Origin of the sequence: Alteromonas sp. OM2203 (assembly GCF_048517045.1) — a bacterium.
Lineage (GTDB): Bacteria > Pseudomonadota > Gammaproteobacteria > Enterobacterales > Alteromonadaceae > Alteromonas > Alteromonas gracilis.
Genome location: NZ_CP183209.1, coordinates 77,486 through 99,519, shown reverse-complemented (window position 1 = coordinate 99,519; position 22,034 = coordinate 77,486). Strand labels below are relative to the sequence as shown.

The 22,034-nt window shown below is 45.4% G+C and carries 20 protein-coding genes and 1 tRNA gene; 9 read left to right on the top strand and 12 right to left on the bottom strand.

Annotated features, from left to right (window positions below; translation table 11 throughout):
• Both cydD and ACM0P2_RS00465 read left to right on the top strand, forming a co-directional pair.
• Positions 1-1,692: a thiol reductant ABC exporter subunit CydD gene (cydD, locus tag ACM0P2_RS00470; protein ID WP_419227093.1), complete on the top strand. Its 1,692-nt coding sequence runs from the start codon at positions 1-3 to the stop codon at positions 1,690-1,692.
• 7 nt (positions 1,693-1,699) lie between these two features.
• Positions 1,700-3,364, top strand: coding sequence for an amino acid ABC transporter ATP-binding/permease protein (locus ACM0P2_RS00465; RefSeq protein ID WP_159118323.1), 1,665 nt, complete (start codon positions 1,700-1,702; stop codon positions 3,362-3,364).
• 32 nt (positions 3,365-3,396) lie between these two features.
• Here the strand turns inward: ACM0P2_RS00465 and ACM0P2_RS00460 are convergent, their stop codons facing one another.
• The 5 genes from ACM0P2_RS00460 to ACM0P2_RS00440 all read right to left on the bottom strand — a co-directional run bounded on the left by ACM0P2_RS00460 (position 3,397) and on the right by ACM0P2_RS00440 (position 9,779).
• Positions 3,397-3,933, bottom strand: a complete 537-nt coding sequence (locus ACM0P2_RS00460; protein WP_419227092.1) for a DUF2938 family protein — start codon at positions 3,931-3,933, stop codon at positions 3,397-3,399.
• Between the two features lie 6 nt (positions 3,934-3,939).
• Complete coding sequence (locus tag ACM0P2_RS00455) at positions 3,940-6,018, bottom strand: TonB-dependent receptor (protein WP_419227091.1); 2,079 nt, start codon at positions 6,016-6,018, stop codon at positions 3,940-3,942.
• 410 nt (positions 6,019-6,428) lie between these two features.
• On the bottom strand, positions 6,429-8,102 hold the full coding sequence (locus tag ACM0P2_RS00450; RefSeq protein ID WP_159118326.1) for a bifunctional protein tyrosine phosphatase family protein/NAD(P)/FAD-dependent oxidoreductase: 1,674 nt from the start codon (positions 8,100-8,102) through the stop codon (positions 6,429-6,431).
• 11 nt (positions 8,103-8,113) lie between these two features.
• Positions 8,114-8,968, bottom strand: a complete 855-nt coding sequence (locus tag ACM0P2_RS00445) for an MBL fold metallo-hydrolase (protein WP_419227090.1) — start codon at positions 8,966-8,968, stop codon at positions 8,114-8,116.
• Between the two features lie 10 nt (positions 8,969-8,978).
• Positions 8,979-9,779, bottom strand: coding sequence for a sulfite exporter TauE/SafE family protein (locus ACM0P2_RS00440; protein ID WP_159118328.1), 801 nt, complete (start codon positions 9,777-9,779; stop codon positions 8,979-8,981).
• Between the two features lie 129 nt (positions 9,780-9,908).
• Between ACM0P2_RS00440 and ACM0P2_RS00435 the strand changes: the two genes are divergently transcribed.
• The 3 genes from ACM0P2_RS00435 (at position 9,909) to ACM0P2_RS00425 (ending at position 11,315) form a co-directional block, all read left to right on the top strand.
• On the top strand, positions 9,909-10,361 hold the full coding sequence (locus tag ACM0P2_RS00435) for an RrF2 family transcriptional regulator (RefSeq protein WP_171337007.1): 453 nt from the start codon (positions 9,909-9,911) through the stop codon (positions 10,359-10,361).
• An 85-nt stretch (positions 10,362-10,446) separates the two neighbouring features.
• Positions 10,447-10,875, top strand: coding sequence for a YeeE/YedE family protein (locus ACM0P2_RS00430; protein WP_419227089.1), 429 nt, complete (start codon positions 10,447-10,449; stop codon positions 10,873-10,875).
• Between the two features lie 20 nt (positions 10,876-10,895).
• Positions 10,896-11,315, top strand: coding sequence for a DUF6691 family protein (locus tag ACM0P2_RS00425; protein ID WP_419227088.1), 420 nt, complete (start codon positions 10,896-10,898; stop codon positions 11,313-11,315).
• Between the two features lie 111 nt (positions 11,316-11,426).
• Here the strand turns inward: ACM0P2_RS00425 and nhaC are convergent, their stop codons facing one another.
• Complete coding sequence (gene nhaC, locus ACM0P2_RS00420; RefSeq protein WP_159118332.1) at positions 11,427-12,833, bottom strand: Na+/H+ antiporter NhaC; 1,407 nt, start codon at positions 12,831-12,833, stop codon at positions 11,427-11,429.
• A 317-nt stretch (positions 12,834-13,150) separates the two neighbouring features.
• Here nhaC and ACM0P2_RS00415 point away from each other — a divergent pair, with 317 nt between their 5' ends.
• Positions 13,151-13,330, top strand: coding sequence for a hypothetical protein (locus tag ACM0P2_RS00415; RefSeq protein ID WP_159118333.1), 180 nt, complete (start codon positions 13,151-13,153; stop codon positions 13,328-13,330).
• Positions 13,331-13,397: 67 nt separating this feature from the next.
• Here ACM0P2_RS00415 and ACM0P2_RS00410 read toward each other — a convergent pair whose 3' ends face one another.
• From ACM0P2_RS00410 to ACM0P2_RS00400, 3 genes are all read right to left on the bottom strand, one after another.
• Entirely contained in the window at positions 13,398-14,609 is a 1,212-nt protein-coding gene (locus ACM0P2_RS00410) for a type II toxin-antitoxin system HipA family toxin (protein WP_159118334.1), read from the bottom strand.
• A complete protein-coding gene (locus ACM0P2_RS00405) occupies positions 14,599-14,847 on the bottom strand; it encodes a helix-turn-helix transcriptional regulator (RefSeq protein ID WP_159118335.1) in 249 nt (82 codons plus the stop codon). The genes ACM0P2_RS00410 and ACM0P2_RS00405 overlap by 11 nt, the downstream gene beginning before the upstream one ends.
• Before the next feature lie 434 nt (positions 14,848-15,281).
• A tRNA-Arg gene (locus tag ACM0P2_RS00400) sits at positions 15,282-15,358 on the bottom strand.
• 264 nt (positions 15,359-15,622) lie between these two features.
• Between ACM0P2_RS00400 and ACM0P2_RS00395 the strand changes: the two genes are divergently transcribed.
• A complete protein-coding gene (locus ACM0P2_RS00395; RefSeq protein ID WP_159118336.1) occupies positions 15,623-16,030 on the top strand; it encodes a c-type cytochrome in 408 nt (135 codons plus the stop codon).
• Between the two features lie 103 nt (positions 16,031-16,133).
• Positions 16,134-18,734: an EAL domain-containing protein gene (locus ACM0P2_RS00390; protein WP_419227087.1), complete on the top strand. Its 2,601-nt coding sequence runs from the start codon at positions 16,134-16,136 to the stop codon at positions 18,732-18,734.
• Between the two features lie 76 nt (positions 18,735-18,810).
• On the opposite strand, the gene rep is transcribed toward ACM0P2_RS00390, so the two are convergent.
• Positions 18,811-20,826 (bottom strand): DNA helicase Rep, encoded by a 2,016-nt coding sequence (rep, locus tag ACM0P2_RS00385; protein ID WP_419227086.1) that lies wholly within the window; start codon positions 20,824-20,826, stop codon positions 18,811-18,813.
• Positions 20,827-20,937: 111 nt separating this feature from the next.
• Here rep and ubiK point away from each other — a divergent pair, with 111 nt between their 5' ends.
• The gene (ubiK, locus tag ACM0P2_RS00380) at positions 20,938-21,189 is read left to right on the top strand and encodes a ubiquinone biosynthesis accessory factor UbiK (protein ID WP_105929834.1); all 252 of its coding nucleotides are present in this window, start codon (positions 20,938-20,940) and stop codon (positions 21,187-21,189) included.
• Positions 21,190-21,309: 120 nt separating this feature from the next.
• On the opposite strand, the gene ACM0P2_RS00375 is transcribed toward ubiK, so the two are convergent.
• Together ACM0P2_RS00375 and ACM0P2_RS00370 are read right to left on the bottom strand one after the other, a co-directional pair.
• Positions 21,310-21,615, bottom strand: a complete 306-nt coding sequence (locus ACM0P2_RS00375; RefSeq protein ID WP_105929833.1) for a helix-turn-helix domain-containing protein — start codon at positions 21,613-21,615, stop codon at positions 21,310-21,312.
• 1 nt (position 21,616) lies between these two features.
• The gene (locus ACM0P2_RS00370) at positions 21,617-21,919 is read right to left on the bottom strand and encodes a type II toxin-antitoxin system RelE/ParE family toxin (protein WP_419227085.1); all 303 of its coding nucleotides are present in this window, start codon (positions 21,917-21,919) and stop codon (positions 21,617-21,619) included.
• Positions 21,920-22,034 lie beyond the last annotated feature (115 nt).

The following is a 22,034-nucleotide window of genomic DNA, read 5'->3' as shown; positions in this document are numbered from 1 at the left end:
ATGACTAGTAGTACCCGAAGCGCGCCTGACAAAAAAGCTGTACCAGGCGCGCAGTTTTTAAAAGAGCAAGTAGCCAGCCAACGCTCCCTTTTGAATCAATCAGTGTTTTTTGGTTCGATAGGGTCAGTGCTTATGATAGTGCAGTGGCTGTTGGTTGCACTAATTGCACACGACACGCTGGTTAACCAATCCCTTCTCAGTAGTATGCCTGGCTATTGGCTGTTTCTTCTTGTCGTGAGTGTTGTGAAACCATTATTCACATGGAAACAAACTAACCTAGCGCAAGACGCAAGCGCCAATGTAAGAAACCATTTAAGGAAAACATTGCTTAAACGGTGGAATACTACCAGCCCCATGGCGTTACAGAGTTTGTCTAGCGGTGCGTTGGCATCGCAATGGGTTGAAGACATCGAAGCTACCGACGGCTATTTTTCCCGTTATTGGCCTCAACAAATGCTTGCTGTTATAACACCTCTGCTCATTCTTGTTACTGTCGCCTATTTGAATTGGCTTTGTGCCGTTTTGCTCTTAGTATCGGCGCCTCTCATTCCACTTTTCATGATCTTGGTTGGCATGGGCGCTGAACATGTGAATGAAAGGTATGCGTTGTTACGCCAGCGATTAGCTGGGCACTTTCTCGATCGTGTCGCAAACCTTTCAACTATTGCGCTTTTGGGGGCTCAGAAAAGTATGTCTGATGAGGTCGCTAAGCGCGGTGACACGTATCGTAACATTGTTATGAAGACACTTAAGCTGGCGTTCCTTTCTTCAACCGTGCTGGAGTTTTTCACCAGCGTAGCCATTGCAAGCCTTGCTATTTATATTGGTTTTTCACTTTACGGGGCAATTAATTGGGGGCCAGCACAGTCGTTAACGCTATTTTCAGGGCTTGGCATTTTACTGCTTGCTCCCGAATTTTTTAAGCCTCTGCGCACGCTATCTACTTACTATCATGACAGAGCCAGCGCTTTAGGCGCCGCCAATAATATGGTGTCTTCACTTCAGCACTTGGAAGAACAAGAAGTGGTATTAGGCTACAGCGATGGCAGACAGGTTACAGCTTCAAGTGAAGTTACTCGCTTAACACTTAAAGACGCCGTAATTGGACATAACGGCAATAAAGAGAAAAGGTCTGCCCTCGATTTTTCTTTTTCCGGGCGAGGTTTACTGGTTTTTTCTGGCGAATCGGGGTGTGGTAAAACCACCCTTCTCAACACCATTGCAGGTTATTTACACCCAATGTCGGGCAGTGTTGAACTAACACTTAAAGAAGTGCACTCCATTGCCTATTTGCCTCAGAAAGCATGGATTAAAAACGCTACCGTTCGAGAGAATTTATCCGTTTCGTCCTCCTCTGCATCAGATGAAGATATGTTAAGGGTTCTTAAAAAGCTTGAGTTGTCAGACGAGCTTTTAACGCATCATAGCGGGCTAGACACAGTGATAGGTGAACACGGACAAGGATTATCTGGCGGGCAAATGCAGCGTATTGCGCTAGCGAGAGTACTATTAGACCCACCCGAACTCATTTTGCTTGATGAGCCCACGGCAAGTTTAGACATAAAAAGTAGGCTCGTAATTATAGAGGCATTAGACGAGCTTAAAAGCCGCGCCCTTGTAGTGGTTGCAACACACGACTGTGAACTTGTTGCAAAAGCCAGTAATCATTTTGACTTAACCAATAAGGCCTAGCGGTAATATGAAGTTTTGGTTTTCAATTATCTTTAAGAATGAACGTAAACGCCTGCTAATTGGGCTCTTTTGGTCGTTTTTTACCATGCTTTCTGGCGTGGGGTTACTGGCGCTTTCTGGTTGGCTCATTACTGCCACGGCGTTAGCTGGAATAGCCATAGGTGCGGGTTTAATTGTAAAGCTTGATATGTATATGCCGGGCTCTGGGATCCGTTATTTTGCCCTTAGTCGGACCATTGGCCGATATATTGAAAGACTATACAATCACGATACTATATTGAGACTAATTGCGACATATCGCGTCACGATATTTAATGCGCTCTCCCATAGGCCACTTCACGATGTTAGGCAAACATCCGACAGTGAGTGGCTAAGCCGGCTCACCTCAGACTTAGATGCCCTTGATAGCATATTAATTCGTTACACTATTCCAACCCTAGCCACAGGGCTTCTTTTGGGTGTGATAAGCGTATTTTTGTGCTTTATCTGGTTTGAGTTTAGTGTTGTTTTTCTAATTGCTTCAACGCTAGCCTGGTTACTTCTTATATTGTTTTCAATACGGCAAACCAAAACCGCTGCCTCGCAAGCCATTTCGCACTTAAATCACACGAGAGAAACCTTGATTAGCCATCTCAAGGGCGCATTTGTGCTCAATAGCCAGCATTTGATGAGTTATCACTCACAAGATACTACCCAGGCACTCTCGCTATTTGAGCAGCATCACAATAATTTGCAAAAACGTATTGCTCGAATTCAGATGATAACCGATTCAATATTTGGTGTTGCCCTAGTAGCTACTCTTTATGCCAGCTTATGGGCTGTAAACCACCACGTTATTGAGGGGCCAACAGCTATCATGTTGGCACTTTTGTTCGTTGGCGTGGCTGAACTATTACAAGCCACACCAGAGCAGTTCAGTTCGTGGGGAAAAACCGACTATGCAAGTAAGCGACTATCCACATTGGCCAGTGAAAGCTGTGATAACGATAGCACTGATATTACGGCAGTAAGCGAGGTGTCATGCGAGGTAAGTAATCACCCACATATTCCCGCGAGTGCGTCACGCAAGATAAGTTTTAATTTGAATGATAGCCCCCCTCTTTTTATCACAGGCCGATCTGGATCGGGCAAGTCAACATTAGCGAAGCTTATGTTTAAGCTTGTACCGTTAGATAAATCGAACGCTAGCGTAATGATAAATAATATATCAGTACAAAATATTTCGTCAGACAGCTTGTATCGCCACTGTGCCTATCTAGAGCAAACCTCTTCATTACTGTCTGGCAGTTTGTACTACAACTTAACATTGGGTCTTGAAAGCATAGAAGACAGTAGAGTGTTCGATGTACTCTCGCTAGTTGAGCTACAAACGTGGGCTGATTCGCTTCCCGAGGGATTGAATACTTGGTTAGGTGAAGGTGGAGCAAAGGTCTCAGGTGGACAAGCGAGACGTATTTGTTTGGCTAGGCTACTACTTAGAAGCCCTGAGCTTATTGTATTAGATGAGCCATTTAATGGGCTTGATAGCGCTATGGCAGAGCGCATTTTCATGCGTATATTGCCTTGGCTTACGGCACGAAAATCTATTGTTTTACTTCATGAAGCACCCTCGTTTATCGAGCAGCAAAGTATTGATTACCATTCACTTAATGTGGATTTATCAGCAGCGTAAAACATGAGCCGTCTTTTATTTAATTTCCCCTTTTATGCATTATAGGCATCTTGAATCCGCCTGCTTAGAAGCCAGCCTGCGGCATAAAGACCCACTGAGAAAATAAAATGGGATAACAGTACCTTCGACTGAAGCATGGCGGGGTTAGGTGTGTGTAAGCCTGCGATACCATATCCCATTCCTGGATACATAAGAAAAAAAGGAATACTGCACGTTGCAAAACCCACAATAAACGCTGGCAAGAAAGATGGTTTCAGCACCCATTTAACGCCGGTAAAAATGAGCATAAGCAAAGCGAACCCGATGCCGATTGCGTAATGCCCAACCCACCCCAACATTAATTCACCTGCTTTTGGTGGCGCGGCTTTAATTGATTGATGAGAAAATACGCCATCTGTCATGTAAATAACCCACCGTCCGATAAATTCATACCGCGTTAGTGGCTTATCTAGAATAATGTGTTGTAGATAGTTCACAGCATCCAAAAAAGCGGTTGCTGCTATACCTAACACTACCGATAGAATAAGAAGTGAGGTTCTGTCATCTTTGTTTGCTAAAGTGATACTCATGGTCAATTACCTAAGTTGAGCCGACAGGCTAAGCTGAATATTCCTACCCATACCTAATGCATAGCCCTTGTAGGTATCTAAAAAGTCTCGATAAGCCTCATCAGTTACATTATTTACTTTTACGCTAAGCGTAACTGGATGCTTGTTTATCTGTAACTGTGTTGAAGCACTGAGGTTTATCAAATGATATTGTTCTGTCGATGCGGTACCAAAAGGGAGAAAATCGTACTGAGCAAAGGGTTCAAATTTTCCTGCAATCGACTTGTTGTTTTTGTATTCGTGCTCGATAACCAAATTTATATCGCTAAATAATGATAGTTCGCCAAAACTGTAGTTAATTCGCTGATAAAAGCTATTTGCTGGCATTAGTGGCAGCTCAGTACCAACACTAGCTAGTTCACTGTTGATAATATTGGCGTTAAACTCCCAGTCGATATGTTGGGTTATTTTGAAGTTTGCGCCTATCTCAACGCCCTCTATTTGGGCGTCTCCCTGCCTCATTTCAAACAGGGGCAAACCAGACGGCTGATGCGTGGTGCCGGTATCAGCTTGGTAAATGTAGTCTTGAAACTTATTTTGATAAAACGTGATAGATGCCTGTATATTTTGACTTATGTAGTTCAACCCAACTTCTTTGTTGAACGAGTATTCTTCTACTAGTTCGCTGTTGCCAGTTTGATAAGCCGCAACACCACCATGTACACCACCCGCATATAAATCAAAAATAGATGGGGCTCTAAACCCTCTTCCTATTCGTTGAATGAACAGCCAGTTATCACTGAGTTTCCAACTTAAACTCATAGATCCGGTTAGTGCCCTCCAGACTCTACGGTCAAAGTTATCAACCCACTGCTGACTTTCGTTCTGTGGCTCCAATACTATTTTGTCCCATCGGACACCCAATTCGGCAATGAGAAAATCATTTTCAAACTTCTCGTAAGCATATAAGGCTATGTAGTCTATCGACGCATCTGGGACCAAGGTGCCAACGTTGGTTGTCTGATCTTTGTATATGTATTCAGCACCGAATTGACCTTTCCACGCTGTACTGTAATCATGCTCAAAAAGCAGCTTACTTTGGGTGCGCACTAACTCAATGTCTAAATCGCTGTTGGCGTTGCTTAACTTTTCGAATGATATTCCTGTGCCAGCAGCGCGCTCATTCTTCTGCCAATTAAGAATAAAATGAACATTCCATTGGTCAGAAAGGTGAAGGGCCATATCAGACAAGACATTCTTGTTGTCTAGATGCTGGCCTGTTGGCACATTATTAGGTTGAAGAAAATTCTGCTCGTTCGAAAAACCGGTGTACCTTACCGTCCAATCGAAAGCATCTGAAACGAACCCGCTAGCCAAACTGATACTTTCAATATCAAAGTTAGTAAACGGTATTTCGCCTGAAAAGCGAGGGAGGCTGCTGACACTCGTTGAATTAATATCTGCAGAAGGTGTTTCAAAGTTATCAGCTTTTTCACGGTGATATGAAGATGCCCACCCCCACTGTGCTTTACCGCCTTCTGCGTGTAAAGACGTACCGAGCTGATCGTTATTAGTGCCGTATTTAAAGCTCAGAAGGGCAGAAGACAACATTGATTCGCTGTACAAGGGAACTTGAGCGCTTATTACATTAACGACACCACCCATAGCATCTGACCCAAAAATAACACTCATAGGCCCGCGTACCACATCTATTCTGTACGCATTAACCGGATCAACAGTTGGTGCATGTCTAATTCCAAACTGTTGAAAGTCTTGAGGCACGCTATCTTGCAACACTCGCACGCGGTTCCCTGTTAAGCCCCTTATCACTGGCTTTCCCGCTTGCCCGCCTGTACTTACCGTATCTACTCCGACCATATGTGCAATTGAGTCGCCTAAAGAAAGGCTGTGATGCCATAACTTGCTTTTACCACTTAAAATAGACGCGGCTATTGCAGTTTCTTCTACTTTCAGTGCCATTGGCGAACCCGTAACGCGGACCCGTTCGATCTCATGCAGATGATTATGAGATTGTGGGGTATCTTGTGCATTTACAAGAGAGCTGATTATTAATCCGATCACGCTCATGGTTACTTTCTTGCTCATTTCACCCTCTCAAACGTTATAACATATCAATGCATGGAAGCGGCTTATCGAAAAAAAGTGCCACCTCTGAGAGGTGGCCAAGTAGTTTCGACCATATCCAAAATGGAAAAGACATGAAGTGCCTTGTAATAAGTTAGGCAACTTCCTGTTTTGAACTGCGCTAACTCACTACGCCTCTATAATATATATCTCAAATACACATTACAATATTGAATAAAGAATTATTTATATTTTTGCTTTTAGTTTTGAAAATTGGAGGAGTGTGAGAGATAGGAACAAGCAGCATTTTATTTAGCATCGCCCTTTAAAAAGCGGTGCTTACGTAAAACTCAAGTGCAGTCCATTTTCTAAAATAAAAAAGCTCTAGCCTTTCTAACGGGCTAAAGCTTCCTGTCGAATTTAATGGCGAGTTACTTATTAATATGCTGAGTTTCTGGTTTAGCCAGCCATTCTCTGCCTTTCAGCATGCCTTCCCAATAAATGGGTGGAAGCAACTTTTCTTTTAAATACCATGCTAGGCGCGACGGTTTCGTACCGTCAAGCACCCACGTCGGCATACTGTTAAGGATTTTTCCGCCGTAGCCAAATTCGGCCAATATCACTTTACCTCGCTCTACAGTAAGCGGGCAGCTGCCATAACCGTTGTAGATGGCTTTATCTGTTTGCACACCGCGCTCGTAAAGCAAGTTATTGGCAACCACTGGGGCTTGCATGCGCGCCGCCGCGGCTGTTTTAGCATTAGGCGCGTTTATGGCGTCGCCAAGGGCAAAAATATTTTCAAACGACTTGTGTTGCAGCGTTGACTGGTCGACATCAATCCAACCAGTGCCATCAACAAGCGGGCTAACTTTGATAAAATCTGGCGGAGACTGGGGCGGAACCGCGTGCAGCATGTCGAACTCAGTTTCAACGAGCGGGGCGTCTGGGTCTGCCACCTTCTTGAATGAAGCCACTTTTGCTTTACCATCAACCTTTACCAACTGGTGTTCAAAGTTAAGCGTTGCGTGGTATTTTTTAACGTATTCCATAAGTGCCGGCACGTATTCTTTTACACCAAAAAGTACGGCACCCGTGTTGTAGAACTCAACGTTAATATCGTTTAACACGCCTTCTTTAAACCAGTGGTCGCACGACATATACATGGCTTTTTGCGGCGCACCTGCACACTTAATTGGCATTGGCGGCTGTGTAAATACTGCCTTCCCCTTTTTAAGGTTTTTTACCAATTCCCATGTGTAGGGCGCCAAGTCAAAACGGTAGTTTGACGTCACACCATTTTCACCTAGGGTTTCGCTTAAGCCTTCCACTTTATTCCAATCTAGCTTAATGCCGGGGCAAACCACCAAGTGTTCATATTTAATGGTACGGCAACCGTCTACCACTATCATGTTTTCTTTTGGTGCAAAGGCCGCTACGCCGGCTTTTATCCATTTAACATTATTAGGAATAACAGAGGCCACAGTGCGCACGGTGTCGTTAGCGTTAAATACGCCCCCGCCTACTAGCGTCCAGCCAGGCTGGTAGTAGTGCACTTCATTGGGCTCTACTATAGCGATATCTAAATCTGGGCATCGCGATTTCAAACTAGATGCAACAGCAACACCCCCCGCGCCCGCCCCTACAATCACTACCGCATGAGAGTGATCGGCATGGTCGCTGGGTGTTTCACCGCCGTTTTTTAGGCGTCGCACTACCCCGCTTAAGTCATAGCCGGCTTTCTGCGACATACAGAGTATGTCTTCATAAGAAAGCGTTTTGGTTGCGGTCATGGCCCATAGGGTAATAGAGCGTGTGCCTGTTCGGCAGTAGGCAAATACGGGGCCTTCTAGCTTTTGTAAGTTCGCTTCAAACGTTATTGCGTCTTGCTGGGTTACTTTTCCGCTAACTACTGGCTGATATACGCAGGGTAAACCCAGCGACGATGCTTTTGCTTCTATTTCCGCAAAGGTAGGCTGGTCTGCCCCTTCACCATCAGGGCGGTTACAGATAATAGATTTAAACCCTGCTGCTTTTATTGTCTCCAGATCATCCACTGAAATTTGAGGGCAGACAGATAGCTGTTGTGTTACGTTGGCATATTGCATAACTCACCCCTTCAAATGGCATTCACAGGAATTTTAATGAACTGCTTACCGCCTTCAGATTTTTCGCCGAACTGGCCGTTGCGAAGGTTTGCTTGAATGGCGGGTAACAGTAATTTGGGTACCGCAAGGGTTGCATCTCTTGCTTCGCGCTTTTCCACATATTCCTGCAGTGTTACTTCTGGTCGAATTTGCTTGTTCGTTTCCTTGGCCTCTTTAATAGATACCGTTGATAGCGGGGCGGCACCCTCTTTAGGATAATCATGACCAAGGTAAACAGTAGTATCGTCAGGCAGGGTGAAGAAGCGCTGAATAGTGTTGTAAAGTTGCTCTGCGCTGCCACCCGGGAAGTCGCAGCGCGCCGTCCCTAAGTTAGGGGCAAACATGGTGTCGCCTACAAATATTTTGCCGTCTACAAAGAAGCTTGCGCAGGCTGGAGTGTGCCCCGGCGTGTGCCATACTTTCACTTCATATTCGCCGATATTGAAGGTGTCGCCTTCTTCGAACAGCACATCGAACTGACTGCCATCGCTCGGCGTGTCGTTGGCCGTCTCAAATACATCTAGCCAGGTATCTAGCACTGTTTTAATACCTGAGCCAATACCAATTTTGCCGCCAATTTTAGATTTTAAATAGTGCGCCGCGGTAATGTGATCGGCGTGCACGTGGGTTTCTAAAATCCACTTATTTTTAAGCTGGTTTTGGTTAATGAAGTCGATAACTTTGTCGGCGCTTTCCATTGACGCGCGACCCGAAAAGATATCGTAATCGGCAACCGAATCTATCACGCCACACTCTTTGGAAGCGGGGTCGAATAGCACGTAGGTAAACGTGGCCGTTTTGTTATCGTAAAAGGTTTCAACGTTCATGGGTGTTCTCCTAAAGAAGTTCTTTGGTCATGATGAAAACGGCAATAACTAAAGTGAAGAATGCAAAGAACTTCTGCAAAGCTGCACCGTCTAGTTTTCCCGCTACCTTCGTGGAGACAGCCATCCCAATAAACGTGGCTACCAGCATAAGCGGCAGCAAAGGCATCTCCAATTGAATTCCGGTTTGTAGGTCGCCAATGAAGCCAAGCAACGACTTTAGGGCGATAATGAATAGCGACGCGCCCACCGCGTTCTTCATGGGCATGCCTAAAATAAGTACCAAGGCAGGTATAATTAGAAATCCCCCGCCCGCGCCGAGTATGCCGGTAACAACACCAACTACGGCGCCTTCAATAACTATCAGCCCAACGTTGGGTTGTTTATTTTCAATAACCTGGGTTGCTGGCGCCGATTTGCTGTAAGCCTTCTTTAACATCATGGCAGCGGAGGCCAACATCAGCATAGCGAACAGCACCATGATGCCCAGATTTTTATCTATGGTTAGCGATTGAAAAGCGATAGTTTCGGGAATGGCGGGCATTAGGAAAGCCCGTGTTAGATAAACAGCAATGATGGAAGGCACAGCAAATAAAATAGACGCTTTAACGTCAACTAAACCCTCTTTGAAATACCTTACTGCGCCGAATGCGGCTGTGGCCCCCACAATAAGCAATGAATAGCCGGTGGCGACGTCTGGCGTAACGCCCATTAAGTAAACGAGGATAGGCACGGTAAGGATTGAGCCCCCTCCGCCTATTACGCCTAAAACCATTCCCATAAGAACAGCAGCGATGTAACCAAGAATAATCATATCGACACCTTATTTCATTTTGATATATGATAGAACAAAATATACAATAAAGTATATTCTAAATATATATTTAATTTTTATGGTGCGGTAAAATTCAACGATTGAAACAATCGCTTTTTTAGATAACCCATGAAAATCAATACTTTTAGTAATTTAGCGTTTCGCGTTTTGATCTATCTCGCGTTACGAAAAAATCAATTGGTAAAGACAGGTGAAATTGCAGATGCGTACTTCGTATCTTTTAATCACTTAAAAAAAGTCATCACCTTGCTGATCGACAAGGGATACATTATTGGCACAAAGGGACGCGGGGGCGGCATTCGTCTGGCAAAAGATGCCAAGCTTATAAATATAGGTGAAGTGTTTAGGTTAACCGTAGAAGACGTGGCATTGGCGGAGTGTTTTGCATCACCAACGAATAAATGTGTTATCTCGCCCACATGTCGCTTGAAAACAATTCTTCAAGACGCAGCTGATAAGTTTATTAGCGAGCTTGACCAATTTACACTGCACGATTTGGTGAAAGACAGAGAAGGCGCGCTGGCGATGCATCTTGCCATCGATTTTATAGAAGTTGAATAGAAGTTTTAAGGCTTCTATCTGTACTGTGTTTATCCGCGATAGCGTTACTAACAGAGCATCGCACGAGTAGATTTAGGAGAGAGAATTGGAAAACTGGACATCAACTCCCTTTGAGCCGTTTGCCGGCTTGGCAGGCGGGCTGCTTATTGGTTCATCGGTGGTTTTATTACTGCTTACCCTAGGCCGTATCGCGGGTATTTCAGGTATTGCCGCAGGCGCAATGACAGAGCGCGGCGTTGAACGCTACTGGCGGCTAGCATTTTTAATAGGTGTTGTGCTATCTGCCGTATTTTATATTGGGTTTACCGGCGGTATGCAGGTTCAAACTCAAATGAGCTCGGCATGGCTAGTTGTAGCTGGCTTACTCGTAGGTTTTGGTACACGCCTTGGCTCTGGTTGCACATCGGGTCACGGAGTGGCTGGCCTTTCAAGGTTATCACCCCGCTCTATTGTTGCCACGCTCACGTTTATGGGTGCGGCTGTACTTACCACCACAATTATCAGACACCTGTAAATTAACTGAGGAGAGAGAACATGAGAGTAATTATCGCCTCGCTACTTTGTGGGCTGTTGTTTGGCTTAGGCCTGTTAATTTCAGGTATGAGTAACCCTGCTCGCGTGCTTAATTTTTTAGATTTAAGCGCCAACTGGGATGCCACGTTAGCATTTGTAATGGGCGGCGCCATTTTGGTGGCTGCGCCAGGTATGTATTGGGTGCGCAAGCGCAACAAGCCTTTGTTTGCCGAGAAGTTTGATATACCAACTAGCAAAACTATCGACGCTAAGTTGATATTAGGCTCTGCCGCTTTTGGTATTGGTTGGGGTATCAGTGGTTTTTGCCCAGGCCCTGCCGTAGTTGCTATTGCGTCGCTTCAAACTGCTGTGCTGATGTTTGTAGGAGCGATGATCATTGGCATGCTGGCGCAGCATTGGTTGAAGCCTAAATCGGCTTAAAACATAACTGCCTCTTTATGCGGCTTTATCCCCTAGTGGGGATAAAGTCGTAATTGTCCCCACCAAGGGATAAACCGTGGCTGCCACTTACAAAAAGTGCAAATGGCTCACTTAACGATTTGCGGTTTTCCCTTTCAATAAGCCCACACCCAAAGCGGCCATGGTTACGGCAATAACGCCGTTTAGATAGTTGAAAAAGGCATAGGGTGCATAGTCGAGAACCTCAACCCCAAGGGTGGCAGAATAGAATGCTCCCGCTGTTGTCCAAGGAATAAGCCCTGTGGTCATGGTGGCGCCTTCTTCCACTGACCGAGACAACACGGCAGGGTCTAGCTTTTGTTGTTCATATTTTGCTTTGAATAACTGGCAATTTAATATGATTGAGATGTAGGCTTCGCCCATAGCCACATTGCCCAAAAAACCAGAGGCTATGGTTACCGCTATTAAGCTTGCTGTGCGCTTCACCCGTTTGATAATGCCCGCCAACAGCGCCGCTAAAAAACCCGCGCCGTGTAATATACCGCCTAGTGCTATTGCCATTAAGGCCAGAAGTAAAGTCCAGCTCATACTGCTGATGCCGCCCCGCCCTAATAGGGCGTCTAAATTCGCGATCCCGGTATTTTGCGGGGTGTTCTCCCAAAGAGCATTAAGCACATTAATGGTATTGGTGTTTTGGTAGAAAATAGCGATGATGACCGCAAGTAAAATGCTGAATGACATGGTGACTTCAGCCGGGACTTTTTTGATGCTTAGTACCGTAAGTAGCGCCAGAGGTAACAGTGTTATGTAGGGTGCAAGGTTATAGTGCTTGGCAAGCGCTGCTTTAATTTCAAATACCTGACCTGCGTTTAAACTTTCGCTTGCGTAGCTAAAACCTATCACTAAAAAAATGACCAGTGCGAGAAGGAAGCTAGGCACCGTTGTAAACAGCATGCCATACATATGCCGATAGAGGTTCGTGCCCGCACTCATTGCAGCGAGGTTAGTGGTATCAGAAACCGGCGACATTTTATCCCCAAAGGTTGCGCCACACACCACCATTGCCGCCACAATGGGAGACGGTATGTTCATGGCTTCACCAATGCCCGTTAGCACCACGCCCATAGTCCCTACGGTTCCCCACGATGTGCCTGTTGATACCGACATTACCGCACAAAGAATTAACCCCACTGCCAAGAAAACAGTGGGATTTAGCCAACTTAACCCATAATAAATAAGCGTTGAAATAGTGCCGCTTTGCATGAAGCTGGCGATAACCATTCCAATGAGTATGAAGATATAAATTGCCGGCATAGCCCGCGTTAATGCGCTTGTCATTAATTCGCGAATTTGCAAGTACGTGTATCCCAAACTAAAGGCATTCGCCCCAGCCCATAGCAAACATAAAAAGATAAGGGCGTGCAGGCTAATACCCAAGCCGAACAACCCACCTGCTATTAGCGCAACAATAGCGCTAAAACAAAGCAGTGACTGAGCAAAACTGGGATTACGTAAAGACTGAGGCGATGTTAGTGACACGTGGGTACGCTTAAAAGTGAAGTATTGAATTTCAGTATAACGACTTTGCGATGCGTTGTGATGACTTTCACATGCTTTAAGCTTGAGGGGAAACGTTCATGCCTTTTAAAGAAAATGGCCCGCCCTAGAGGATTCGAACCTCTGACCTCGGCCTCCGGAGGGCTAGCAAATAAAACATCACTAATTATCAATAACTTAAACAGCGTCATCGTTATCAAAAAAGCAACGACCACTCATGGTTTACAGAAACTGAAACGCCTAATAAGTAGGTTTCGCATTTTAATAGCGCAGAACCACCAGCACCGGAAGAAGTTGCTATGTTTCACTCTACTACCACCGCCACCAATACCTTGCTCAGCGCTTACGATGAGGGCGACGATATTATAGTGGTAATCAGCGGCAATAAGCCAAAACCTGATGAACGCTGTTTTAGTCGATACACTGGCCGTGGCGAGAGCTATCGTGAGCGGGGGGAGCGTGTTTACCCAGCTGGCTGATGAGATGGGGACCACCATCATGCCGATAGTCTGAGGAGGGGCAATCGCCCCCCACTCGCCTTATGACCTATTCGTATTTTTTCTTTTTGTCATGGCGATAGGCTGCCTGGATAGAATGCTGTTCCATGACGCTGCCAACATGCCTTTCTATTGACTCGCGTAGCCCTTCCATGGCGTTTACTTCATCCAGTGATGCCAGGCAATCAAGAATCCCCTGCGCCATGCTATCGACAGTATCGCCGGCTATAGAACGGCTTACCCCCACCTCAAAGGCGAATTCAATCAAATCTCGGCGCGTCGGGAAAGCTTTGCTCTTTCGCATTTTCAGCGCCATGGCGTTATCGATAGTCGGGTATATGAGCGTGTGAGTAACGTCATAAACTGGGCTCAGTTTTACATCAGTGTGATCTCGGTTGTATTGCAGTGAGAAGTTTTTAAGGTGGGCGTCACCGTTACCAATCAGACAATTAAAGGCCACCAGCGCAAACATCTTGTCTAATTCTTCAGTAGAATGCGTATTGCGGAGTGTAGCCTTCATAACATTCTCATAGGTGCCTCTGTACTTCTGGTCGCCGGTGCGCCCCATGAGCGAGGCATAGTCCTCTATACCGATTTTATTGCCTTCATCGTCGACGTCGAAACGTTCTACCAGGTAATGCTGCAAATCATCCGAGAGCCATACTCGGGGCGTAGTAAGGCCACAGTATTTAGCGCATTTCATACAGACGAACTCGTTTACCGTCAGTAGCGGGAACTCATCATCAAACGTTTTAACGATAACGTCTTTTTGTAAGATGGTAGAGCGGGATACCACCACTTTAGGCTGAACACCGGATGCCATCCCATTGAGGTAATAGCGTTCAAGCAGCTGAGGGAATAGGCTGTCTTTGCCATCCCAATGCAGTATGTCATCGATGGCGATGGGTTCGGGTTCTGGCAGCGCAATGCCAGCATCATAAGATAAGTGGCCGATACCCTTCGCCCCCATCAGCGCCAGCAGGTACATATCATCAACGTTGGCATACCGGATAAGTTTTTCCGAGATATACCGGCGCAGATAGCCCTCTGGCAAGTTTTGCGTGAATATCGGGTGTAGTGCGCCCCGCGTATACGGCTCAGGTTGATAAGGCATCGTTAACGATACCGGTAAATCCTGCCGGGTATATGTGTAGTTAAACTGGGCAGTCCGATTTAATATACCGGATAATTGCCCGGCCACATTGACCTTCAACTGGCGAACCTGTTCGGGCAGTCCGGCGAGAATGGAATTAGTCGTCATCGTAAATAGAATCCAGTTCATCTAATGTCGGGCGGCGATTAACGGGGGTGGCTGTTAATTCTAACCCCATGAGAGTTAAGTACCGCTCCAGCAGCTGCAGTGATCCCTGGTACCGGCCATTCTCGATACGTGATATTTGGGACCGGTCTACTTTAAGTTTGCTGGCAATGTCACCCTGGCTAAAATGCCGACGTTTGCGCTCAGCCATTAACTGGTTACCGATTGATTCTCTGCTCATCTTTTACACCAAAAGTGTGTTTATATATGCACAATCAGTACTATAAGCCAAAAGTGTGCATATATAAACACAATGAAACAAAGTAAAATGAAGTTTTTTGGGGGCAGCTTAGGTTAGTTCATGCTCTGGCTTTACATTGTTCAGCCAGTCCGCCAAGTCGTTCTGAATTTGCTTTAACGTATAATTACCGCTCGCATAACGGTCTTTCCCGAACGTTCAGATACCAACAATGAAGCAGGTCGCAATCAGCGAAAAATTAAAGAAAGCGGCGAGAAGCAAACTGGAGAGTTTGACTAACACAAAACTATCGGAAATATGGCCTACACGATGCCGTATGAAATGACGTCATCAAGAGACCTTTGGTCACAATCTGGTCACAGACTCATTTCTAAGGCTTTATGACCAAAAAAAGCAAAGGGCAAAAAAGAGGGAAATGGCCCGCCCTAGAGGATTCGAACCTCTGACCTCGGCCTCCGGAGGGCCGCGCTCTATCCAGCTGAGCTAAGGGCGGTTTGTACGAACAGTGTAGTCACTGTGTGGCACTTGCATTAGTGCACTACGATATTACACATAGGATGCTAACGGGCGTAATGATACTTATGGCACAGGCTGGCATCAACTCATTTATTAAAATCTCTTTAGACCGCTTGGTTCTAGTGTTAAAAATCCTTACTTTTTATAGGTAATTGGCCTCAAATAGTTGTTCAGACCCAATTTACCGTTATAATCTGGTCAGTTATATTTTAAACAAATTCATCCTTGCCTGGAGACAGATGTGAAATTAAAGACTTGGTTAACTGTGGCTGCTACTGCGCTAACTGTTTTTGCAGCACAAGCACAAGAAATGAGTAATGATGAAATTGCCGAGCGTATTAAACCGCTAGGTCAAGTACACGTTGCAGGTGCAGCAGCACAAGGCAGCGCGGCGGCAGCAGGCGGCGCAAAATCTGGTGAAGACGTTTACAACTCAGCGTGTGTTGCATGTCACGCAGCAGGCGTATTGGGCGCACCTAAGCTTCAAAATGCAGCTGACTGGCAGCCTCGTCTGGATGAGCGCGGTCTTGACGGTGTATGGCAAAACGCATTGAACGGTATTAACGCCATGCCTCCTCGCGGAACATGCGGAAACTGTTCTGATGACGAAATTAAAGCAGCGATCGAGTATATGATTGAGGGTATCTAATACCCGCACAATCCCTACAACTTGATGGAAAAAGTAGCGTTTTACCTGCTATTCGGGTAATTTAACCTGTTGGGGTAACGTTACTTTTTAACTGGCGAGCGGAATGTCAAAAGATTCGACGCAATATGAGTTGACGGAAGAAGAGTTGCGCGAACTTATACCGCAGCTTCAGCAACTCACCGACAAGTATAAGCGCGCTGAACGTGTTCAGAAGGCGCTTTTTGATATTTCTGAACTTGCCAGTTCTGTAAGCCACCTAAACCGCCTTTACTCCGCTATTCATGAAATCATTGCCGACTTCATGAACGCAGACAACTTCTTTGTTGCCTTTTACGAGCCAGAAACCCACGTTGTCGATTTTGCTTACTTTGTTGATGAGTTCGACGAAAAAACCGTTAGGCAATTACCCGCTGAACAGCTCATGGATGGCATGACCGGTTATATTCTGAAAACCGGCAATCATTTATTCTACAAACGCGATGACGAGGAACGTTTAGCTGCCGAATACGGTATTAAACTGGTAGGTTCACAACCCGTTGAATGGCTGGGCGTACCGCTAAAACGCGGCAGTCAAGTCATTGGGGCAATGGTAGTGCAAACCTATGATGAAGGCGTGCATTATTCACAAGAAGATTTAGAGGTCCTGCTTTTCGTTTCACAGCATATTGTGACCACGGTAGACCGAGTAAAAAATAGAGAGCTCACCGAGCGTACCATCCGCGAAAGAACCCGTCAGCTGCGAAAAATTAATGATGACCTACAGGAAGAAATTCTTGAGCGCCAGAAAGTAGAGTCGTTGCAACAAGCACTTTTCGAGATTTCTGAGCTTGCCGCTAATCTTGAAGGGGATATGGATGCGTTTTATTCCAGTTTGCATGAGATTTTGGCAAGGCTAATTAGTGCACCCAACTGCTATATAGCGATTCACAATAAAGAAGAGGACTTGTTAGAGTTCCCTTACTTTAGCGATACTAAACAAAGTGAAATTAATACCAGGCCCCTTGGGTTGGGGCTGACCGAGTTTGTATTGCGCTCTGGGCAGGCAGAGCTTATCAACCCGCCAAGGGTGCTGGAGCTTGCAGAGTCAGGAGAGATTGACGTCTCTGTAGCGCAAACGATGTTGAATAGCGCAAACTCATGGCTAGGCTCGCCACTTGTTGTTGATGGTGAAATAGCGGGAGTGATCGCAGTACAAACCTACGGAAAATTAGCGAAATACAATTTACGTGATCAAGAGCTTCTCCGTTTTGTATCTCACCATATTGCCGTTGCCATTGAGCGTAAGCGCAACACAGAATCAATGCAGCGCTATAACGTGCAGCTTGAAGAACGTGTTAAAGAGCGCACTGCCGAACTTAATCGCACCAACAAGTTCTTAAAACAGCAGATTGAAGAGCGTAAAGAAATTGAGCTTAAGCTTATTCACGATGCGCATCACGATGCCTTAACTGACTTGCCTAACCGTTCCATGTTTACCAGCCGCTTGGAGCTTGCCATAGCCAGCAAGCAACGTTACAGCGATAGCATGTTTGCGGTACTGTTTATTGACTTAGACAGATTTAAGGTTATTAACGACACCCTCGGCCACCACGCTGGCGACGAGTTCCTTATCGAAGTAGCCCGACGTATAACGCTGTGTATTCGCGGCCATGACTTGCTGGCCCGTTTAGGCGGCGATGAGTTTGTTGTGCTTCTGGATAACTTTGAAGATGAGGCTGACGTAGAAGAAGTCGCTAACCGCATTATTTCGTCTATTTCTGAGCCGTTTTTACTTGATGGCCGAGAAATGTATTCTGGCGCAAGCATAGGTATCGCTCATCTAGAGAGCTATTATCGCAGCGCAGATGAAGTATTACGTGATGCTGACGCTGCCATGTATCAAGCAAAGACTCTCGGCCGCGGTCGCTTTGTGATGTTCGATAAAAGTATGCGAGACAGGCTTATTGAAGAGCTTGAGCTTGAAAATGAATTTAGGCGAGCACTACGAGAAGAAGAGTTCGACTACTTTCTGCAGCCTGTCATCAAGCTTAACGATAACAGCACACTTTACAGAGAGATGTATGTCCGCTGGTCACACCCCGCTTATGGAAAGATAGCCAGAGAGCAATTCAGGCAAGTGGCCGAGCAAAGTGGGCTTACGTTAGACCTCGATCTGTTCCAGCTCACAAAAGCCTGCGAGTTGCTTAACCACTACGCTACGTCCGATGAGCCTATCAACAAGATTGCGGTGAACGTTTCAATAAACCATTTATTACAAGCCTCTATGGTGAACCAAATGCTAAATGTAATAGAAACCTCTGGCATCACTCCGAATCAATTAGTGCTCGAATTTGATGAAAACGATTTAAACCGACGCTCTCAGTTCATCCTTCCTGCTATTAAGAAATTAAAGCGTGCAGGCGTGACTTTGGTGTTAGACAACTTCGGAAGTGGCTTGGCCTCGCTAAGTTACTTGTTTGCCTACCCCTTCGACTTTATAAAAATTGATCATCGGTTTGTGAAGTCACTTCCCCGCTCTCAACGTAATTTGAAACTTATTCAGTCTGTCATGCTTATTTCTGAGCATTTGAAGTTTCAGGTTATTGCAGAGGGTGTTGACTCTCAAGCCCAGCTTGATGCCCTTAATGACATTGAGTGTATTTATGGGCAAGGCAAAGTATTGAAGCATGCAAGAGTGCTTGATATGGCTTCACTAGCAAGTTAAAAGTAAGCATTTACTATTATCTAACAGCATTAAATTAGCGCTCCTTCTCTAATTTTTACTTTTTACTTTTTACTTTTTACTTTTTACCAAGAATATCTCGAAGATTAGCGATACCCACCTGCCCTTTTTGTTGACGCTCTTCTTTGGTAGCTTTGGGCTTTTGATTTTCCCACTGGAGATCATCGGGCGGAAGTTCGAATAAGAACCGGCTCGGCTCTGGATTAATGACTTCTCCGAACTGCCGACGCTCTTTGGCATGGCTGAAGATGAGCTCACGCTGTGCTCGGGTAATGCCTACATACGCAAGCCTACGCTCTTCTTCAACATTATCCTCATCAATACTGCTTTGGTGAGGTAACAGTCCTTCTTCCATGCCCACTAAGAATACAATAGGAAACTCCAAACCTTTGGAGGCATGCAGGGTCATGAGCTGAACTTGGTCCCCTTCCCCGTCGTCTTCGCCTCGCTCCATCATGTCACGAAGAATAAGGCGGTTCACCACCTCAGTTAGCGTCATAGGCTGATCTAGGTCGTTACCTTCCAACATGTCGTTAACCCAACCAAATAACGTACTCACGTTGGCCATGGCCATTTCAGCGGCTTTGGGGCTGGCACTCGTTTCATACAGCCACTCTTCATATCCCATGGTGCGGATCATCGTCCGAACGGCTTCTGCGGTATTGCCACGTTGTGCGTTATCCGATAACTCAACCACCCAGCGTGCAAAGGCAGAAACTGAATGAAAGGCTTTATCGGGCAGCACGCTATTTAAGTTAGGGTGCGTCGCCGCTTCGAACATTGACACGCCTAAGCTATTGGCAAAGTTACCTAGTTTTTCAAGCGTGGCGCGGCCTATACCTCTTCCAGGCGTATTAATGATACGCAGCAAAGCGTTATCATCGTCCTGATTCACTAATAGCCGCAAATAGGCCATGATGTCTTTCACTTCGGCCCGGCCAAAGAAAGACATACCGCCGCTTATCTTATAAGGGATGCGGTTACTCATGAGCAATTTTTCGAAGATACGGCTTTGATGATTTCCGCGATATAAAATGGCGTAGTCTTTAAATTGAGTGCGGTTCATAAACTTATGAGCCAGCAATTCTGCCACTACACGCTCGCCTTCATGCTCTTCGTTTTTCGCCTCAATAACTTTTAGCGGTTCACCGTACTGCAGCTCTGAAAATAGGGTTTTGTCGAACAGGTGCGGATTGTTTTGGATAAGAATATTCGCGCAATGCAGGATACGGCCTGACGAGCGATAGTTTTGCTGCAGCTTAATAACGTTTAAACGGGGAAAATCCTGCTGCAACAAATGCAGGTTCTGTGGCTTTGCGCCCCGCCACGAATAAATAGACTGGTCGTCGTCGCCAACCACGGTAAAGCGTGCACGCTCGCCCACCAATAATTTTACTAGCTCATACTGGCTGGTGTTAGTGTCTTGATATTCGTCTACCAGCAAATAGCGAATTTTACTTTGCCACTTTGCTCTTATTGCTTCACTGCTTTTTAGCAGTAGTGTGGGAAGCAAAATAAGGTCGTCGAAGTCGAGCGCGTTATAGGCCTTTAAATTGTCTTGGTATCGCTTGTAGGCTTCTGCAAACTCTCGTTCACCCGTGCTGGTTGCCGACCGTAGTAAGGCATCGGGCAAGATAAGGTCATTTTTCCAATTCGAAATGCAGCTTTGTAAAAGCTGAAGCTGATCTTTGTCGCCATCCAAAGTGTCAGACGTTAAATCATTAAGCAGAGCAAACGAGTCTTTATCATCGAACAACGAAAAGCCTGGTTTTAACCCTAAGTCTTTCACGTGGGCTTTGATAATGGTTAAGCCCATAGTGTGGAAGGTAGACACTTTGAGCCCGCGCGCCTCGGGCTTGCCCAGAGTCTGCGCCACACGTTCTTTCATTTCACGAGCAGCTTTGTTAGTAAAGGTAACAGCCGCGATATACCGGGCTGGCATATCACAGTTTCGCACTAAATGAGCAATCTTGTTGGTAATTACACGGGTTTTACCACTGCCTGCCCCAGCCAGTACCAAACATGGCCCAGACACGTAGGTTACGGCAGATTCTTGAGCTTCATTTAGTTTCATTTAATTCCTAAAACAACGTTCACGAGGGTTCAACACAGTTTTCATTGCATGTCGTGTCGATACCGATAGAATAGCTTTAATATTTTGAGCTGCGCATTATAAGGGAATTCCATGTTGGATCCGAAGAAACTCGAAGATTTAGCGAAACAAATTGCTGATGCCGTACCACCCGGCGTAAAAAACATGGCTGAAGAAGCTGAAGCCCGCGTAAAAACTGTTTTGCAGTCGCAGTTATCTAAGCTTGATTTAGTGACACGTGAAGAATTTGATATTCAAAGCCAGGTGCTTATTCGCACCCGTGAAAAACTAGACGCGATGGAAGGACGTATTGCTGAGCTTGAAGCAAAGCTAGCAGAAAAGTAGACATTGGTACTTCTAGAAACCTGAAAGCGCCTTTACGGCGCTTTTTTGTTGAACTATATGAACCGAAATATTAAATCTATAACTGCTCTTTTTTCCAAGGTTTTTTAAGCCCTTGGAAGGCTACATCAAGATCTCTAAACCTTTCTGTTCAACAAGGTTTAAAAGCTTTAGAGATGTGCCTCGAGGCTTTTTGCTTCCTTGCTCCCACTGCTTTATGGTCGAAGGCGTAATATTTAGATAGGCAGCAAAAACGGCTTGGCTTACTCTGGCTCTTTCACGTATAGCTTTTATCCGCTGTCCGTCATATTGCTCAACTTTAGGTAAACATAATGCATCGAATTGATACATGGTCTGCTTATCCATAATTCCAGCTTCGCTCAGATCTTTTGCCGTACGGTGTACTACATCTAAAATGCCATCTTTCATCTTATCTCACCTCTTCAACACTACCTGAATCAATAGCTTTTTTAAGCTGCTCATCGCTATAGTTAAATAGCTCTTTAGCCAAGAGTTTTAAAGCCTTCATGTCTTTGACACTAACGTTTGAACGAGTACTTTTGGAAAAGCCGTAGATAAAAAAGGCTTTAGTATCAACTTGAAATGCTATTAGGGTTCTTAAACTTCCACTTTTACCTCGCCCACCACTAGGTACGCGTTTCTTAAAAACATTCGCACCTAAATCTGCGTCAACTAATCCCTGTTGCATCTCTGCAATTGCTACTTTTAGCAAGCTATCTGATAAGCCTTCTTTGCTCGCCAATCTCTTAAACCACTTTAATTTATATATGCGTATAGATTCCATTCGACACCAAAAGTATAACACTTAGTATCACACTTTGTGCACA

Coding starts and splice junctions, on each gene's coding strand:
- cydD (WP_419227093.1), top strand. CDS start 1: ATGACTAGTAGTACCCGAAGCGCGCCTGACAAAAAAGCTGTACCAGGC.
- ACM0P2_RS00465 (WP_159118323.1), top strand. CDS start 1,700: ATGAAGTTTTGGTTTTCAATTATCTTTAAGAATGAACGTAAACGCCTG.
- ACM0P2_RS00460 (WP_419227092.1), bottom strand. CDS start 3,933: ATGAGTATCACTTTAGCAAACAAAGATGACAGAACCTCACTTCTTATT.
- ACM0P2_RS00455 (WP_419227091.1), bottom strand. CDS start 6,018: ATGAGCAAGAAAGTAACCATGAGCGTGATCGGATTAATAATCAGCTCT.
- ACM0P2_RS00450 (WP_159118326.1), bottom strand. CDS start 8,102: ATGCAATATGCCAACGTAACACAACAGCTATCTGTCTGCCCTCAAATT.
- ACM0P2_RS00445 (WP_419227090.1), bottom strand. CDS start 8,968: ATGAACGTTGAAACCTTTTACGATAACAAAACGGCCACGTTTACCTAC.
- ACM0P2_RS00440 (WP_159118328.1), bottom strand. CDS start 9,779: ATGATTATTCTTGGTTACATCGCTGCTGTTCTTATGGGAATGGTTTTA.
- ACM0P2_RS00435 (WP_171337007.1), top strand. CDS start 9,909: ATGAAAATCAATACTTTTAGTAATTTAGCGTTTCGCGTTTTGATCTAT.
- ACM0P2_RS00425 (WP_419227088.1), top strand. CDS start 10,896: ATGAGAGTAATTATCGCCTCGCTACTTTGTGGGCTGTTGTTTGGCTTA.
- ACM0P2_RS00415 (WP_159118333.1), top strand. CDS start 13,151: ATGTTTCACTCTACTACCACCGCCACCAATACCTTGCTCAGCGCTTAC.
- ACM0P2_RS00410 (WP_159118334.1), bottom strand. CDS start 14,609: ATGACGACTAATTCCATTCTCGCCGGACTGCCCGAACAGGTTCGCCAG.
- ACM0P2_RS00405 (WP_159118335.1), bottom strand. CDS start 14,847: ATGAGCAGAGAATCAATCGGTAACCAGTTAATGGCTGAGCGCAAACGT.
- ACM0P2_RS00390 (WP_419227087.1), top strand. CDS start 16,134: ATGTCAAAAGATTCGACGCAATATGAGTTGACGGAAGAAGAGTTGCGC.
- rep (WP_419227086.1), bottom strand. CDS start 20,826: ATGAAACTAAATGAAGCTCAAGAATCTGCCGTAACCTACGTGTCTGGG.
- ubiK (WP_105929834.1), top strand. CDS start 20,938: ATGTTGGATCCGAAGAAACTCGAAGATTTAGCGAAACAAATTGCTGAT.
- ACM0P2_RS00375 (WP_105929833.1), bottom strand. CDS start 21,615: ATGAAAGATGGCATTTTAGATGTAGTACACCGTACGGCAAAAGATCTG.